General features: G+C 70.3%; 16 protein-coding genes. 2 read left to right on the top strand and 14 right to left on the bottom strand.

The annotated features are described in order from the left end of the window. Positions 1-32: 32 nt before the first annotated feature. From ruvB to pgsA, 12 genes are all read right to left on the bottom strand, one after another. Positions 33-1,127: a Holliday junction branch migration DNA helicase RuvB gene (gene ruvB / locus OG542_RS33400; RefSeq protein ID WP_184597233.1), complete on the bottom strand. Its 1,095-nt coding sequence runs from the start codon at positions 1,125-1,127 to the stop codon at positions 33-35. Between the two features lie 23 nt (positions 1,128-1,150). Beyond that, positions 1,151-1,756, bottom strand: a complete 606-nt coding sequence (gene ruvA / locus OG542_RS33395) for a Holliday junction branch migration protein RuvA (protein WP_184597235.1) — start codon at positions 1,754-1,756, stop codon at positions 1,151-1,153. Further along, the gene (ruvC, locus tag OG542_RS33390) at positions 1,753-2,283 is read right to left on the bottom strand and encodes a crossover junction endodeoxyribonuclease RuvC (RefSeq protein WP_193480224.1); all 531 of its coding nucleotides are present in this window, start codon (positions 2,281-2,283) and stop codon (positions 1,753-1,755) included. Before ruvC ends, ruvA begins: the two co-directional genes overlap by 4 nt. A gap of 138 nt (positions 2,284-2,421) precedes the next feature. Continuing rightward, positions 2,422-3,174, bottom strand: coding sequence for a YebC/PmpR family DNA-binding transcriptional regulator (locus OG542_RS33385; RefSeq protein WP_193480225.1), 753 nt, complete (start codon positions 3,172-3,174; stop codon positions 2,422-2,424). 48 nt (positions 3,175-3,222) lie between these two features. Then, positions 3,223-3,831, bottom strand: a complete 609-nt coding sequence (pdxT, locus tag OG542_RS33380; protein WP_328415700.1) for a pyridoxal 5'-phosphate synthase glutaminase subunit PdxT — start codon at positions 3,829-3,831, stop codon at positions 3,223-3,225. Positions 3,832-3,844: 13 nt separating this feature from the next. Beyond that, positions 3,845-4,750 (bottom strand): pyridoxal 5'-phosphate synthase lyase subunit PdxS, encoded by a 906-nt coding sequence (gene pdxS, locus OG542_RS33375; protein WP_184597240.1) that lies wholly within the window; start codon positions 4,748-4,750, stop codon positions 3,845-3,847. A 196-nt stretch (positions 4,751-4,946) separates the two neighbouring features. Continuing rightward, positions 4,947-5,528, bottom strand: coding sequence for a hypothetical protein (locus OG542_RS33370; protein WP_328415696.1), 582 nt, complete (start codon positions 5,526-5,528; stop codon positions 4,947-4,949). Positions 5,529-5,645: 117 nt separating this feature from the next. Next, positions 5,646-5,924 (bottom strand): hypothetical protein, encoded by a 279-nt coding sequence (locus tag OG542_RS33365; RefSeq protein WP_328415694.1) that lies wholly within the window; start codon positions 5,922-5,924, stop codon positions 5,646-5,648. 253 nt (positions 5,925-6,177) lie between these two features. After that, the gene (locus OG542_RS33360) at positions 6,178-6,720 is read right to left on the bottom strand and encodes a LemA family protein (protein ID WP_328415692.1); all 543 of its coding nucleotides are present in this window, start codon (positions 6,718-6,720) and stop codon (positions 6,178-6,180) included. Positions 6,721-6,897: 177 nt separating this feature from the next. Beyond that, entirely contained in the window at positions 6,898-8,061 is a 1,164-nt protein-coding gene (locus OG542_RS33355) for a glycosyltransferase family 4 protein (protein ID WP_328415690.1), read from the bottom strand. Then, positions 8,058-8,966: a phosphatidylinositol mannoside acyltransferase gene (locus OG542_RS33350; protein ID WP_328415688.1), complete on the bottom strand. Its 909-nt coding sequence runs from the start codon at positions 8,964-8,966 to the stop codon at positions 8,058-8,060. The genes OG542_RS33355 and OG542_RS33350 overlap by 4 nt, the downstream gene beginning before the upstream one ends. Next, positions 8,963-9,712 (bottom strand): phosphatidylinositol phosphate synthase, encoded by a 750-nt coding sequence (pgsA, locus tag OG542_RS33345; RefSeq protein ID WP_189726686.1) that lies wholly within the window; start codon positions 9,710-9,712, stop codon positions 8,963-8,965. Before pgsA ends, OG542_RS33350 begins: the two co-directional genes overlap by 4 nt. Before the next feature lie 217 nt (positions 9,713-9,929). Between pgsA and OG542_RS33340 the strand changes: the two genes are divergently transcribed. Both OG542_RS33340 and OG542_RS33335 read left to right on the top strand, forming a co-directional pair. Further along, on the top strand, positions 9,930-12,128 hold the full coding sequence (locus OG542_RS33340; RefSeq protein ID WP_328415686.1) for an elongation factor G-like protein EF-G2: 2,199 nt from the start codon (positions 9,930-9,932) through the stop codon (positions 12,126-12,128). 171 nt (positions 12,129-12,299) lie between these two features. Next, a complete protein-coding gene (locus OG542_RS33335) occupies positions 12,300-13,967 on the top strand; it encodes a hypothetical protein (protein WP_311124711.1) in 1,668 nt (555 codons plus the stop codon). Positions 13,968-14,143: 176 nt separating this feature from the next. Here the strand turns inward: OG542_RS33335 and OG542_RS33330 are convergent, their stop codons facing one another. Both OG542_RS33330 and thrS read right to left on the bottom strand, forming a co-directional pair. Then, positions 14,144-14,704 (bottom strand): HIT family protein, encoded by a 561-nt coding sequence (locus tag OG542_RS33330; RefSeq protein WP_311124712.1) that lies wholly within the window; start codon positions 14,702-14,704, stop codon positions 14,144-14,146. A gap of 66 nt (positions 14,705-14,770) precedes the next feature. Further along, complete coding sequence (gene thrS, locus OG542_RS33325) at positions 14,771-16,747, bottom strand: threonine--tRNA ligase (RefSeq protein WP_328415683.1); 1,977 nt, start codon at positions 16,745-16,747, stop codon at positions 14,771-14,773. Positions 16,748-16,770 lie beyond the last annotated feature (23 nt).

Here is a 16,770-nt window from a genome sequence, read left to right as displayed (position 1 = left end):
GGCCTCGCCGACCCGGAGCGGTGACGGCGTCGTCACGCCCCGAACAGGTCCTGTTGTCCGTTTCCGGTGGTCTGGGAGCCGGGCGGGGTGAGGCCGAGATGCGCCCATGCGGCGGGGGTGGCGACCCTGCCGCGCGGGGTGCGGGCCAGCAGTCCTTCCCGTACCAGGAAGGGTTCGGCCACCTCCTCCACGGTCTCACGCTCCTCCCCCACCGCGACCGCGAGCGTGGACAGGCCGACGGGGCCGCCGCCGAACAGCTTGAGCAGGGCTTCCAGGACGCCTCGGTCCAGGCGGTCGAGGCCCCGCTCGTCCACCTCGTAGACGGCGAGGGCCGCCGCCGCGATGTCCTTGGTGATCAGTCCGTCGGCCTTGACCTGGGCGTAGTCCCGGACGCGGCGCAGCAGACGGTTGGCGATGCGGGGGGTGCCGCGGGAGCGGCCGGCGATCTCGGCGGCGCCCTCCGGCTCGGTCTCGACCTCGAGGAGGTGGGCCGAGCGGTGGATGACCCGCTCCAGTTCGGCCGGTTCGTAGAACTCCATGTGGGCGGTGAAGCCGAAACGGTCGCGCAACGGGGGCGGCAGCAGTCCCGCGCGCGTGGTGGCGCCGACCAGGGTGAACGGGGGCAGCTCCAGCGGGATGGCGGTGGCTCCCGGGCCCTTGCCGACGATGACGTCGACGCGGAAGTCCTCCATGGCCATGTACAGCATCTCCTCGGCGGGCCGGGACATGCGGTGGATCTCGTCGAGGAAGAGGACCTCGCCCTCCTGGAGGGAGGAGAGGATCGCCGCGAGGTCGCCGGCGTGCTGGATGGCGGGGCCCGACGTGATGCGGATGGGGGCGCCCATCTCGGCCGCGATGATCATCGACAGGGTGGTCTTGCCGAGTCCGGGGGCGCCCGAGAGCAGCACGTGGTCGGCGGTGGCGCCACGCGCGCGTGCGGCGCGCAGCACGAGGTCGAGCTGCTCGCGGACCTTCTCCTGGCCGATGAACTCGTCCAGGTCCTTGGGGCGCAGGGCGGCCTCGACAGCCTGGTCCTCACCGTCGGCGACGGAGTCCACCAGCCGCTCCGCGGCGGGCCCGACGAGCCGCTCGGCGGCGGAGGTGTCGGTCGTGTCGTCCCAGTTCATGATGTGCCTCGGTGTGTGGGGGTTCAGCGGGCGCGGTTCAGGGTCTGGAGGGCGGCCTTCAGCAACTGGCCGACCTGCGGAGCACCCTCGGCGGCCTCGGCCTGCGGAGCCACGGCGGTCACGGCCTCGTCGGCCTCCCGGGTCGCGTATCCGAGGCCGATCAGGGCCGCGTGCAGCTGGTCGCGCCAGCCGGTGCTGACGGGCGTACCGACGGCCGGGGCGCCGAGCGGCTCGCCGAGCCGGTCCTTCAGTTCCAGGAGCAGCTTCTGGGCGCCCTTCTTGCCGATGCCGGGAACTGCCGTGAGGGCCTTCTCGTCGGCGGTGGCGACCGCCCGGCGCAGGGCGTCCGGGGTGTGCACGGCCAGCATCGCCTGGGCGAGTCTCGGTCCCACGCCGCTCGCCGTCTGGAGCAGCTCGAAGGTCTGCCGTTCGTCGTCGTCCGCGAAACCGTACAGGGTCAGTGAGTCCTCCCGTACGACGAGGGAGGTGTGCAGCTTGGCGGGCCGGCCGATGCGGAGCGTGGACAGCGTGTTCGGCGTGCACTGCACGGCCATGCCGACGCCGCCGACCTCGACGACCGCGGCATCGGGGGCGAGCGCGGCGACCGTGCCGCTGACGAAGGCGATCATGCCGTACGGCCTTTCGATGCGTGCAGGGCGACGGCCTGCTGGAGTCGGTTCTGCGCGGGGGCGCGCCAGATGTGACAGATGGCGAGGGCGAGGGCGTCGGCCGCGTCGGCGGGCTTGGGCGGTGCGCTGAGCCGGAGCAGGCGGGTCACCATCGCGCCCACCTGGGCCTTGTCGGCCCGGCCGCTGCCGGTGACGGCGGCCTTGACCTCGCTCGGGGTGTGCAGCGCCACGGGGATTCCGCGACGTGAGGCGCACAGAATGGCGACGGCGCTGGCCTGGGCGGTGCCCATCACCGTACGGACGTTGTGCTGGCTGAAGACGCGCTCCACGGCGACGAACTCCGGCCGGTGCTCGTCCAGCCACTGCTCGATGCCCTGTTCGATGGCGACGAGGCGGTGGCCGAGGTCGGCGTCCGCCGGTGTCCGGACCACGCCGACGCCGATCATCGTGAGCGGCCGTCCGGCGACGCCCTCGACCACGCCGACACCGCACCGGGTCAGTCCCGGGTCCACCCCCAGCACGCGCACGCGCGCCCTCCCATTCGATTGCCTGTTTGTGCAGGCTATCGGGTGCCACCGACAACGCCCCGCACCCACACCCGTTCAACGCGACGGGCCGACGGGATGTCCCGTCGGCCCGTGCAGCCGTTGAAGCCCGCGGCGGCGTTACGCGTCGACCTTCTCCATGATCTCGTCGCTGACGTCGAAGTTGGCGAAGACGTTCTGCACGTCGTCGCTGTCCTCGAGCGCGTCGATCAGCTTGAAGATCTTCTTGGCGCCTTCCTCGTCCAGCTCGACCTGGACGGAGGGCACGAAGCTGGAGTCGGCGGAGTCGTAGTCGATGCCGGCCTCCTGGAGGGCGGTGCGGACCGCGACCAGGTCGGTGGCCTCGCTGATGACCTCGAAGGACTCGCCGAGGTCGTTGACCTCTTCGGCGCCCGCGTCCAGGACCGCACCCAGGACGTCGTCCTCGGCCAGCTCGCCCTTGGGGACGATGACGACGCCCTTGCGGCTGAACATGTACGACACGGAGCCCGGGTCCGCCATGTTGCCGCCGTTGCGGGTCATCGCGACGCGGACGTCGGAGGCGGCGCGGTTGCGGTTGTCGGTGAGGCACTCGATGAGCACCGCGACGCCGTTCGGTCCGTAGCCCTCGTACATGATCGTCTCGTAGTCGGCACCGCCGGCCTCGAGACCGCCACCGCGCTTGATCGCGGAGTCGATGTTCTTGTTCGGAACCGACTGCTTCTTCGCCTTCTGGACGGCGTCGTAGAGCGTCGGGTTTCCTTCGAGGTCGACGCCGCCCATGCGCGCCGCGACCTCGATGTTCTTGATCAGCTTCGCGAAGAGCTTGCCACGCTTGGCATCGATGACGGCCTTCTTGTGCTTGGTCGTGGCCCATTTAGAGTGGCCGGACATCTGCCTGTCTCCTTCGCGTAACCCATCTCAGCAACGAACGCAGGAATCCTACAAGGACTCGGCTGTACGGTTCGCGCGCACCATGTCCACGAACAGGCCGTGCACACGGTGGTCGCCGGTCAGTTCCGGGTGGAACGACGTGGCCAGAGCCACGCCCTGGCGGACCGCGACGATATGGCCGTCGTGCTCGGCGAGCACCTCGGCCGCGGCACCGACGGACTCGACCCAGGGGGCGCGGATGAAGACGCCCTCCACCGGGGCGCCGTCGACGCCCTCGACGTCGACGGCCGCCTCGAAGGACTCGTTCTGCCGGCCGAAGGCGTTGCGGCGCACGATCATGTCGATGCCGCCGATGGTCTCCTGGCCCGAGCGCGGGTCGAGGATCTTGTCGGCGAGCATGATCATGCCGGCGCAGGTGCCGTACACGGGCAGGCCGTCCCGCACGCGCGCGCGGAGCGGGTCCATCAGGCCGAACAGGACGGCCAGTTTCGAGATGGTGGTGGACTCGCCGCCGGGGATGACGAGGCCGTCCACCTCGGCGAGCTCTTCGGGGCGCCGCACCGGCCTGGCCACGGCGTCGGCCGCGGCCAGGGCGACGAGGTGCTCCCGTACGTCGCCCTGGAGGGCCAGGACGCCTATGACGGGGGTGTCACTCATGGGTTCCTGTGCCTTACCAGCCGCGGTTGGCGTAGCGCTCGGTCTCGGGGAGGGTGTCGCAGTTGATGCCGACCATGGCCTCGCCGAGGTTGCGGGACGCGTCAGCGACGATCTTCGGATCGTCGTAGAAGGTGGTGGCCTTCACGATGGCGGCGGCGCGCTTGGCCGGGTCGCCGGACTTGAAGATGCCGGAGCCCACGAAGACGCCCTCGGCACCGAGCTGGCGCATCAGGGCCGCGTCGGCCGGGGTGGCGACGCCGCCGGCGGAGAACAGCACCACGGGGAGCTTGCCCAGCTCGGAGACCTCCTTGACCAGCTCGTACGGGGCGCGCAGGTCCTTGGCGGCGGCGTACAGCTCGTTGTTGTCGTAGCCGCGCAGGCGGGCGATCTCGTTCTTGATCTGGCGCAGGTGGCGGACGGCCTCGACGACGTTGCCGGTGCCGGCCTCGCCCTTGGAGCGGATCATCGCGGCGCCCTCGGCGATGCGGCGCAGGGCCTCGCCCAGGTTGGTGGCGCCGCAGACGAAGGGGGTGGTGAAGGCGAACTTGTCGCTGTGGTTGACCTCGTCGGCCGGGGTGAGGACCTCGGACTCGTCGATGTAGTCGACGCCGAGGGACTGCAGGACCTGGGCCTCGACGAAGTGTCCGATGCGGGACTTGGCCATGACCGGGATCGAGACGGCGTCGATGATGCCCTCGATCATGTCCGGGTCGGACATGCGGGCCACGCCGCCGTCCTTGCGGATGTCGGCCGGGACCCGCTCGAGGGCCATGACGGCGACGGCGCCCGCGTCCTCGGCGATCTTCGCCTGCTCCGGCGTGACGACGTCCATGATGACGCCGCCCTTGAGCTGCTCGGCCATGCCGCGCTTCACACGGGCGGTGCCGGTCTCGGGAGCCTGGTTTTCGGAGATGGACACGGGTGACCTCGCTGCTGGGAAAGAGGGGTTTTGTGCAGCACCGAGGAAACGTGAGGGGAGCAGGCCACAGCAAGGGCCAATGGGAAGCCGGTGGATCGTTTTCCGTCCCCATACGCATGCCGAGGGCCCTGCCGAACGTGGTGGTTCGGCGGGGCCTTCCGCCCGGAGACCGTCGCGGGCACGGACCGAGCGGGTGTCAGAGCGGACGAGCGGGAGAGATCAGGGTCAGGCCTGCCCCGGCCTCCTCGCTCCTCGACTCCGGAAACGACCTCAGCAGCTTCTCCTTGAGCGGGTCGCGCATGAGCACCCGGTCCGCGATGGCCGGCAGCCTCTCCCCGTCGTAGAGCACGGCCGAATCCCAGTCGTCAGGGTCACCGTAACCCCGCCGGTCGACGATCACGGCGCGGGTCGGCGTCGGAAGCCCCGTCGCCGCTGCGACGACGGCTGCCTCGACCGCGTCGGCCTGCTGCAGTGTGAGGCCGTCCAGCCAGAGTGTCTGGGTCTCGCACCCGAGCGGTTCGTACGCGTACGCGTCGATGACGTTGATGTCGGCGGAGAACCACCATTCCATCGTGATGGACGCGATGCGCAGGCCCAGAAGACGGCCCAGCTCCTGAGGGCGCATGAGGACCTGTTCCCCTTCGATGTCGAGCACCACGGCCGCACCTCTGACCGGGTGCACGAGCCTCATGCCGTGTGCCTCGAACACCTCCACCTGTTCGGCGAAGGCCGACGTGGCCCCCGACTCCCGGTACCACCGGATGAATCCGTCAGCCATGGCTGGCAGCTCGGCAGCGTGAAGATGTGCACATACTCGTCTCCCAGCCTTCTTGCCTGCTTGATGCCGATCCGGGACCCACCCCCGGCCCGGCGCCCTCAACGACGGAGGGCGCGTCTAATCCCCGATGAACAGCAGGTAGCCCGAGCGGCGGATCGCCTGGTGGACCTCCTCGATGACACGCCTCACCACGGGGGTCTTCTCCTCCTCTCGCAGCTCTTCGAGTTCCACCACAAGGCGCTCCAACTGGGGGGTGTTGAACATCGTCAGGTCGTACGGCGAGATGCCCCGCCGCAGGCTGCTCTCCGGCGCTCGCGCGCACAACGCGAGGAACGAATCCTCCACATCGTCACCGAACTCCTCGACGACATCCTGCGCTCGGTTCAGTCTGCGCATTCCCAGACCCATGCTGGCTCTCTTCTCTCGTTTCAGGGTGTCGGAGGAACCTCCCGACAGGAGGCACGCGGTTCGCCCGCTTCCACCCGCCCAGCACGAGAAAGCCTGATCTCTCCCGTGGAACCCGCCCGAGAGCGAGAACACCCGCGTCACTTCAGGGCGGGAGGAGGGGCCTGTCGCTGAGAAAGGCTCACCGTGCGGCGCCGTAGGTGGCCGACCAGTTGACGTTCGCTCGTGCACAAAGGAGGTCGGTCTAGGCGACCCGTTCCACCAGAGCCGCCGGAGGCTCGTCGTCCATTTCGAAGGCCATCGGGAAGGGCGCGTGACCGGCCAGCCGGAACCAGCGCACCTTGCGGTGCCGGCGCAGGGCCCGGGCCGCCCGTACGGCGTCGTTGTGGAAGCGCCGGGCCATCGGCACCCTGCGGACTGCCTCGGTGAGCTCCCGGGCCGCCTCCTCTCCCCCGGGCGCCTCGCGTACCGCCTCCACCTGCGCGGATTCGGCGAACACGGCGCGCAGTGCCTGACTCAGCTCGCTCTCGGAGACCTCCCGCTGTTCCTCCTCGGCCTGCCGGGCTGCGTGGGCGGCCTCGTAGAGGACGATCGAGGCGGCCGGGTCGAGCACTCCGGAGGTGGCCAGTTCCTGGGCGACGGAGGCGCGGCGGAGCAGCTGCGCGTCGAGCGCGGCGCGTGCGGCGTCGATGCGCGCGTGCAGCCGGTCGAGCCGCCCGGCCGTCCAGCTCAGGTACAGGCCGATCACCACGAGGGCGACGAGGATCCAGATGAGGGTTGCGGTCACGGCCCAGAGGCTACCGGTGCGCTCACCCGGGATTGCGGGGTGTCGTGCCAGGGGTGTTCGGGACGCTGCCGGCGCAGCCGCCTCGGGCTCCCCGCCGTCGGCCCGAACGGCCTCGTCCTCGGACGCCGGGCGAGCCGAGTCCGTCCTCGGCCGCCCTTCCGGTCAGCAGGTCGCCCGTCAGTCCCGCGCCAGCCCCAAGCGCCCCCACAGCCCCGTCGTCCGCTCGTCCTCGGCCACCGCCGCCGCGCCCGCCGTCACCGTCTCGTAGACGGAGAGGATGTCCGCGCCGACGGTCGACCAGTCGAAGCGCCGTACATGCGCGCTCCCCCGCTCACGCAGCTCCGCGAGCCGCGCCGGATCCTCCAGCAGGCGGACAGCGGCGTCGGCCAGGGCGTCGGCGTCCTCGTTCGGGAAGAGTTCGCCGGCCGCCCCCCGGTCCAGGACCTGCGCGAAGGCGTCCAGGTCGGAGGCGAGGACCGGGGCTCCGGCGGACATGGCCTCGACCAGGATGATGCCGAAGCTCTCGCCGCCGGTGTTGGGCGCGACATACAGGTCGACGCTGCGCAGGAAGCGCGCCTTGTCCTCGTCGCTGACCATGCCGAGGAACTCGACGCGGGAGCGCAGCTCGGCCGGGAGGGTCTCCACCGCCTCCTTCTCGTCGCCGCGCCCGGCGACGAGCAGCCGGGCCTGCGGGCGCGCGGCGAGGATCTTCGGCAGGGCCTTCATGAGCACCGGCAGCCCCTTGCGGGGCTCGTCGATGCGCCCGATGAAGCCGATCGTGTCGCCCTGCCACCCGGCCTTGGGCTCGGCCTCGGCGAAGAAGTCGACGTCGACGCCGTTCGGGATCACCACCGCGTCCCCGCCGAGGTGCTCCACCAGCGTGCGCCGGGCGTACTCGCTCACCGCGATCCGCGCGCTGATCTTCTCCAGTGCGGCCTGGAGGATCGAGTACGCGGCGATCATGGCCCGGGAGCGCGGGTTGGACGTGTGGAAGGTGGCGACGATCGGGCCCTGCGCCGCCCAGCAGGTCAGCAGGCCCAGCGAGGGCGACGTCGGCTCGTGGATGTGGATCACGTCGAACGAGCCGTCGTGCAGCCACCGGCGCACCCGGGCCGCCGAGAGGAAGCCGAAGTTCAGCCGGGCCACCGAGCCGTTGTACGGCACCGGAACCGCGCGCCCGGCGGAGACGACGTACGGCGGCAGCGGGGTGTCGTCGTCCGCCGGGGCGAGGACGGACACCTCGTGGCCGAGGCGGATGAAGTACTCGGCCAGATCGCGGATATGGAACTGGACGCCGCCCGGTACGTCCCAGGAGTACGGGCAGACGATGCCGATCCTCACGTGGATCCCTTCGCTGGATCGAGGTCCGCGAGCCACAAGCGCTGCAGCATGTGCCAGTCCTCCGGATGGTCGGCGATCCCCGAGGAGAAGGCGTCGGCCAGTGCCTGTGTCATCACTGACGTCTTCTCGGCGCGCGTACCTGACTCGGGCACCTCGACCGGCGGGTGGAGGCGGCCCCGCATCACGGGCGAGTCGTCGTACCAGAGGGTGACGGGGAGCAGCACGGCGCCCGTCTGCTGGGCGAGCAGGGCGGGTCCGGCCGGCATCCGGGCGGTGTCGCCGAAGAAGTCGACCTCGACACCGGAGGCGGACAGGTCGCGGTCGGCGACCAGGCAGACCAGGCCGCCGTCGCGCAGCCGCCGGGCCAGGGTGCCGAAGGCGGTGCCGCCGCTGTGCGGCAGTACTTCCATGCCGAGGCTCTCGCGGTAGGCGACGAACCGGTCGTAGAGCGTCTCCGGCTTCAGGCGCTCGGCCACCGTCGTGAAGGGGATGCCCAGCTCGGTGGTGACCCAGGCGCCGGCGAGGTCCCAGTTCCCCAGGTGCGGCAGGGCGAGTATGACGCCCTTGCCGGCGGCCATACCCTCGGTGAGGTAGTGGATGTCCTTGGGGTCGAAGCCGCCCTTGATCCGCTCCTTGCTCCAGGCGGGGAGCCGGAAGGACTCCATCCAGTAGCGCAGGTAGGAGCGCATGCCCGCGCGGGAGAGCTCGGCCAGCCGCTCGGGACCGGCGTCGGGCACCACGCGCGCGTAGTTGCTCTCCAGGCGTTGTACGCCCTTGCCGCGCTGCTTCCAGGCGAGGTCGGCGATGGTGCGCCCGAGCTGTACGGCGACCGGCTCGGGGAGCTTCCTGACCGTGCTCCAGCCGAGACCGTACAGCGCGTCCGTCAGCCGGTCCTGTGCGTTCACGTGGCCGCCTCGCTCCCGTGAGAGGCGTTGTGCTGCTTGCCCTCATTGTCCTGCGCGGCCGCCTCGGCCTCGGCGGACTCCCGGCGGACCGTGACGACCCGCTGGATCAGCGTGACGAGGCTGCCCACGGCGACGATCCACAGGGCGATGGGCAGCAGGTACTGGATGCCGGGCACACCGAACGCGTGCAGGCCCGCGAGCCCGGCCGCGACCAGCGAGATCACCAGCCGCTCGGCCCGCTCGACGAGCCCGTTGACGGCGACCGGCAGACCGATCGACTCACCGCGGGCCTTGGTGTACGACACCACCTGGCCGCTGGCCAGGCAGAAGATCGAGACGGCGCACAGGACGAGGTCGTCGCCGCCCCCGGCGTACCAGAGGATGAAGCCACCGAAGATCGCGCCGTCGGCGACGCGGTCGAGCGTGGAGTCCAGGAAGGCGCCCCAGCGGCTGGAGCGGCCGAGCTGGCGGGCCATGTTTCCGTCGACGAGGTCCGAGAAGACGAAGAGTGTGATCACGACCGTGCCCCAGAAGAACTCGCCCATGGGGTAGAAGACCAGCGCGCCCGCGACCACGCCGGCGGTGCCGATGAGCGTGACGGCGTCGGGGCTGACGCCCAGCCGGATGAGAAACGCGGCGAACGGTGTGAGGACACGCGTGAAGAATGCACGCGCGTACTTGTTCAGCATGGCCTTCCCGAGGGTCGGTGTCGCCGCATGGCCCCTGCTGGCCACCGGCTGGCCCATCGTAGCCACGCGCGCTTGTGGGCGAGGGGCGGGCACCCGGACCCCTTCGGGGGATCCGGCGAGCCGCTGGTGGGCGGCGCGATCGCGTCCTTCGTATGGACGCACCGTGACGGGAGTGGGAAGGTCGAATAACCGCGGGCGTCGCCGGAGCCGCCATGCACGCGGATCCCGCGTGTCCGCGCCCACAGTGACCTCACCGTGCACGGGAGGCAGGATCATGGGCGACAAAGGACAGACACACCCTGGGGCCGCCGGCAGGGCACGAGCGGCCGACCACCCTCAGTCCGTACGGAATGTGGTGCTGGTCGGCCACTCCGGATCGGGCAAGACCACGTTGGTGGAGGCCCTCGCGCTCACAGCGGGGGCGGTGAACCGGGCGGGCCGTGTGGAGGACGGCGGCACCGTCTCCGACTACGACGAGATCGAGCACCGGCAACAGCGCTCGGTGCAGCTCTCCCTGGTGCCCGTCGAGTGGGACGGCATCAAGGTCAATGTTCTCGACACCCCCGGATACGCCGACTTCGTCGGTGAGCTCAGGGCCGGTCTGCGAGCGGCGGACGCGGCCCTCTTCGTCGTCTCGGCCTCGGACGGCGTGGACGGCTCGACCCGCACGGTGTGGGAGGAGTGCGCGGCCGTGGGCATGCCCCGGGCCATCGTCGTCACGCACCTGGAGGCGGCGCGCGCCGACTTCGAGGAGATGACGCGGATCTGCGCGGAGGCCTTCGGCGCGGACGATCCCGACGCGGTCCTGCCGCTCTACCTGCCGCTGCACGGCCCGCAGGCGCCCGACGGGCACGCGCCCGTGACCGGGCTGATAGGCCTGCTGTCGCAGAAGCTGTTCGACTACTCGACCGGCGAACGCAAGGAGTCCGAGCCGGGCGAGGACGAGCTGCCGCTGATCGAGGAGGCCCGCAACCGGCTGATCGAGGGGATCATCTCGGAGAGCGAGGACGAGACCCTCATGGACCGCTATCTCGGCGGGGAACAGGTCGACGTCGGGACGCTGATCGAGGACCTGGAGCGTGCCGTGGCGCGCGGGGTCTTCTTTCCCGTCCTGGCCGCCGCCCCCGCGTCCGACGGCGCCCGGCAGGGGCTCGGCACGGTGGAGGTCCTGGAGCTGATCACACGGGGCTTCCCTACGCCGCTGGAGCACGAGACGGTGCGGGTGACGACGATCGACGGCAAGCCGCGCGAGCTCAAGCCGTGCGACCCGGACGCGCCGTTGGTCGCCGAGGTCGTGAAGACCTCCTCCGACCCTTACGTCGGCCGGCTGTCGCTGATCCGCCTGTTCTCCGGCACCCTGCGCTCCGACCAGACGGTCCACGTCTCCGGGCACGGACTGGCCGACCGCGGGCACGAGGACCACGACGTCGACGAGCGGATCGGCGCCCTGTCCACGCCGTTCGGCAAGCAGCAGCGCCCGGTGTCGCACGTCATCGCGGGCGACCTGGCGTGCGTGGCCAAGCTGAGCCGCGCCGAGACCGGCGACACCCTGTCCGCCAAGGACGATCCGCTGCTCATGGAGCCGTGGCGGATGCCCGACCCGCTGCTGCCGCTGGCCATCCAGGCGCACAGCAAGCCGGACGAGGACAAGCTCTCCCAGGGCCTGGCCCGGTTGGTGGCCGAGGACCCGACGATGCGGCTCGAACAGAACCAGGACACCCACCAGGTGGTCCTGTGGTGCCTGGGCGAGGCGCACGCCGACGTGGCCCTGGAGCGGCTGCGCAGCCGGTACGGCGTCCAGGTCGACGTCGTGCCGCACAAGGTGTCCCTGCGCGAGACCTTCGCGGTCAAGTCGGGGGGACGCGGCCGGCATGTCAAGCAGTCCGGCGGGCACGGGCAGTTCGCGATCTGCGAGATCGAGGTCGAGCCGCTGCCCGGCGGGTCCGGCATCGAGTTCGTCGACAAGGTCGTGGGCGGCGCGGTGCCCCGGCAGTTCATCCCGTCGGTGGAGAAGGGCATACGGGCCCAGGCGGCCAAGGGAGTAGCGGCCGGCTACCCGCTCCTCGACGTACGGGTGACCCTCCTGGACGGCAAGGCGCACTCGGTGGACTCCTCCGACGCCGCCTTCCAGACGGCCGGGGCGCTCGCGCTTCGGGAGGCCGCGGCCGACGCGAAGATTCATCTGCTGGAGCCGGTGGCCGAGGTGTCGGTGCTGGTCGGCGACGACTTCGTGGGCGCCGTGATGAGCGACCTGTCGGGGCGGCGAGGCCGGGTGCTCGGCACCGAGCAGACACCCGGCGGGCGCACCCTGATCCGGGCCGAGGTGCCCGAGATCGAGATCGGCCGGTACGCGATCGACCTGCGGTCGATGGCGCACGGCACAGCGGGGTTCAGCCGTCGGTACGCGCGGCACGAGCCGATGCCGCAGCAGGTCGCGGACCGGGTGCGTGAAGAGGAGCGCAAGGCCTCGTAGTTCGCGCCCGGAGCCACCAAGTGGCCCTCGTGAGGGCTTCCCTCCGCATCGGCGGGCGGCTTGACAGCCGCCCGCCGACGGATGTCGGTGCGTGCGGATACGCTGATGACCTGATCAACAGGTGTGCGGAGCGCGGAAGTCGGGAAGGCCGCAGATGCGGATGCGGCAGCGATGGGGGCGGCAGTGACAGACGGATTCGACTTCAGCCCAGGGGCCCAGGTGCCTCTGGCGGGTTCGGCTGGGCAGACGGCGGCGACCTACGCACTGGCCGCGGCGGCGTACCGGGACGACGAGGTCACCAAGATCCTGAACGCCGACAACGAGTGGCACCAGTCCAAGGTGAAACCGCCGCGCCCCTGGGCGAAGATCTTCCGTCCCAGGTTCGGCGAGGCCTTTTCCCGCGCCATCATCGACCGGATGCTGGGTGCCGGGCGCAACCCCGTCATCCAGTCCTTCGGCATCGAACCCCAGGTCGTCGTGGAGCACTGCCTGGCGGCCCACCGCATCCGCCGCGATCGCGACAACTGGCTCTCGGCGATCACGGTCATCTGCGGGGTGCTCTTCCTGCCGGGCTTCCTCGTGTGGCTGCTGGTGTTCACGCTGCGCACCACCATGGCCAAGCGCGAGGACAAGCGCGCCGGCGCCCTCGCCACGACCCTGCTGGTCGCGGTGGGCGCGCTCGCCGTGCTGTTCCTGATCAAAATGCCCTTCACGGGATTCTGGGCCCTGTACGGGCGCGCGGCGATCATCATGCCGGTCGTCGGCTGGTTCTGGGCCAAGCAGATCTGCGAGCGGACGGCCCGTGACCTGCGGGAGCGCTGGTCGAGCCTGCTGTCGGGCGGCGGCGTGGGCGCCAAGATCCCCGAAGCAGTTCCGGGCAACCCGGGCGACGCGGCCGAGCAGGTGCGCAAGGAGCTGGCCCGCCTCGGCGCGGAGCAGCGGTCCAACTCGGTCTTCTACGCCGGCCCCAAGGGCATACTCGGCATGGGCACGCGGTGGGGCAGCTGGCAGCTGGCCGAGGAGCTGGTCTCCGCCGATCCGGACAAGGAGTTCCACCCCTTCCGCAGCTGGGACGTCATCGTGGCGATCCAGGGCGGCCTGGGCATGCTGGAGCGCACGTCCATCAACACCGGCGGCTTCCCCAAGCCGTCCATCACGCACTGGGTCGTCACGCCGATCGGCGAGAAGGCGACGGAAGTGTCCCGGCCGAGCGGCACGGACGTCGACGCGTACACGGTCCGGACGCACGCCATACAGGACATCTGCAACAAGCAGCAGTTCGGCAGCGGCGACCGGCACTACCTCGGCGTGCAGTGGACCCTCTGGGACGGCCATCTGGTGATCACGATGCTGATCACGGTGACCGTGCTCCACGACACCCTGCGCATCGAGGTCACCGGACACGCCCTGGGGCCGGTCAACCCGCTGTTCAACGAGAAGCCGGCGGCCAAGGAGAAGGCGGTGCAGAAGGCTCTCCGGTTCTGGGAGACCCGCACCGTGAAGCTCCCCCTGATCGACGCCGACGAGGTGGTACGGCTGGCCGCGCGCGCCCCGCTGACCTGGTATCCGCCGCTGCTGAACTGGCTCGGCGGCAGTCTGACGCTCCCGGAGCCGTTCGGTCTGCGGCATGCGTGGGCCGACCAGCCGTGGCGGCACCGCTTCATGGCCGACGACGCGTTGCGGGCGGCTACGCCTGTGCTGCGTGTGGTGCATGCGGCGGCGCTGAAGGTGCTGCGGGAGAACGGGGTGGATGTGGAGAAGTTCGGGTCCAGGTCGGCGGCGCTGAGTGGGGCTGTGCAGGAGACTTCGCCCAAGAAGGCCGACGTCTACGACGCGTAAGCCTCCGGCGGTCGGGCCGATCACCCGCGGGCAGGTGGGGGTTGGTGTCCCTGGGGGCTGCGCCCCCAGACCCGGGGGTTGGTGTCCCTGGGGGCTGCGCCCCCAGACCCCCATCGGCCCGAACGGCCTCGTCCTCAAACGCCGGACGGGCTGGGAAGTGCCGGGCCGCGCCGGACTCAGCTCGTCGGCCAGGCCTCCGCCAGCATCTTCCGGGTGTCCGCCAGCAGCTGCGGCAGCACCCGCGTATGTCCCACCACCGGCATGAAGTTCGTGTCCCCGCCCCAGCGCGGCACGATGTGCTGGTGCAGATGCGCCGCGATGCCCGCGCCCGCGACCGTGCCCTGGTTCATGCCGATGTTGAAGCCGTGCGCGCCGGAGGCCGTGCGCAGGGCCGTCATCGCCTGCTTGGTGAGTTCGCCGAGTTCAGCGGTCTCCCCCGCCGTGAGATCGGTGTAGTCGGCGACGTGCCGGTAGGGCACGGTCATCAGGTGACCGCCGTTGTACGGGTAGAGGTTGAGCACGGCGTAGACCTGCTCGCCGCGCCGGACGACCAGCCCGTCCTCGTCGGACTTGGCCGGGATCGAGCAGAAGGGGCAGCCGTCGCCCGAGCCTGGGCCGGTCGGCTTGTTCTCGCCCTGGATGTAGGCCATCCGATGGGGCGTCCACAGACGCTGGAACGCGTCCTGCGTCCCCACTCCCAGCTGCTGCTCCGGCTCACTCGTCATGCAGTGCAGCATATGGCGTCGAGCTGGGGGGACGGCAAAGGCCCCCGGGATCTCCCCGGGGGCCCGTGCGCCGTGTGATCAGACCTGCGCCCGCTCCTCGACGACCTTCTGGATCTTCGCGATGGCCTCGTCGAAGGGGATTCCGTTCTCCTGCGATCCGTCGCGGTAGCGGAAGGACACGGACCCGTGGGACATGTCCTCGTCGCCCGCGATGACCATGAAGGGCACCTTCTGCTTCTGAGCGTTGCGGATCTTCTTCTGCATCCGGTCGGAGGAGGAGTCGACCTCGACGCGCAGGCCCTTCCGCTTGGCCGCCGCCGCGAACTTCTCCAGGTACTCGACGTGTGCGTCGCCGATCGGGATGCCGACCGCCTGGACCGGGGCCAGCCACGCCGGGAAGGCGCCCGCGTAGTGCTCCAGGAGCACCGCGAAGAAGCGCTCGATCGAGCCGAACAGCGCGCGGTGGATCATGACGGGGCGCTGCTTGGCGCCGTCCGCCCCGGTGTACTCCAGGTCGAAGCGCTCCGGCAGGTTGAAGTCGAGCTGGATCGTCGACATCTGCCAGGTGCGACCGATGGCGTCCTTGGTCTGGACGGAGATCTTCGGGCCGTAGAAGGCGGCGCCGCCCGGGTCGGGCACGAGGGGCAGGCCCTGCTTCTCAGCGACCTGGCGCAGGGTCTCCGTCGCCTCCTCCCAGGCCTCGTCCGAGCCGACGAACTTCTCCGGGTCCTTGGTGGAGAGTTCCAGGTAGAAGTCGGTCAGGCCGTAGTCGCGCAGCAGGCCGAGGACGAAGGTGAGCGTCTTGTCGAGCTCCTCCGACATCTGCTCGCGGGTGCAGTAGATGTGCGCGTCGTCCTGGGTGAAGCCGCGGGCCCGGGTCAGGCCGTGCACGACGCCCGACTTCTCGTAGCGGTACACGGTCCCGAACTCGAAGAGGCGCAGCGGCAGTTCACGGTAGGAACGCCCGCGCGCGTCGAAGATCAGGTTGTGCATCGGGCAGTTCATGGGCTTGAGGTAGTAGTCCACGCCCTCGTCGAGCTGCATGGGCGGGTACATGCCGTCGGCGTACCAGTCCAGGTGGCCCGAGGTCTCGAAGAGCTTCCCCTTGGTGGCGTGCGGGGTGTAGACGAACTCGTAGCCCTCTTCCTCGTGACGGCGCCGCGAGTAGTCCTCCATGACCCGGCGGATGATGCCGCCCTTGGGGTGGAAGACGGCGAGGCCGGAGCCGATCTGCTCCGGGACGGAGAACAGGTCCAGCTCGCTGCCGAGCTTGCGGTGGTCGCGCTTCTCTGCCTCGGCGAGGAACTCCAGGTACTGCTTGAGCTCGTCCTTGGTGGGCCAGGCGGTGCCGTAGATGCGCTGGAGCATCGGGTTCTTCTCGCTGCCGCGCCAGTAGGCGGCCGCGTTGCGCATCAGCTTGAACGCCGGGATGTTCCGGGTGGAGGGCAGGTGGGGACCGCGGCAGAGGTCCTTCCAGCACAGCTCGCCGGTCTTGGCGTCCAGGTTGTCGTAGATCGTCAGCTCGCCGGCGCCGACCTCGACGTCCGCGCCGTCGTCGGAGGACGCCGCGCCCTTGAGGCCGATCAGCTCCAGCTTGTACGGCTCGCCGGCCAGCTCCTCGCGGGCGGCCTCGTCGGTGACCGCGCGGCGGGCGAACTTCTGCCCGCGCTTCTGGATCTCCTGCATCTTCTTCTCGATGGCCTTGAGATCCTCGGGCGTGAACGGCTTCTCGACGTCGAAGTCGTAGTAGAAGCCGTCCTTGACGGGCGGGCCGATGCCGAGCTTGGCGTCGGGGAAGAGCTCCTGCACGGCCTGCGCCATGACGTGCGCGGTGGAGTGGCGCAGGATGTTCAGGCCGTCCTCGGAGGAGATCTCGACGCCCTCGACCTCGTCGCCCTCGGACAGGGCGTACGACAGGTCCCTGAGCTCGCCGGCCACACGCGCGGCGACGATCGAGCGCTCGCCGGCAAAGAGCTCGGCGGCCGTAGTGCCCGTCGTCACCACGCGTTCTTCCCGCTCGGAATCGCGCTGGATGATCACACGGACGTCTGACACCGGTCTCTCCTGACTGAAGGGGG

Origin of the sequence: Streptomyces violaceus, assembly GCF_036014075.1 — a bacterium.
Lineage (GTDB): Bacteria > Actinomycetota > Actinomycetes > Streptomycetales > Streptomycetaceae > Streptomyces > Streptomyces violaceus.
The sequence above is the reverse complement of the archived record's forward strand: the minus strand, read 5'-3'. Positions and strand labels throughout refer to the sequence as shown.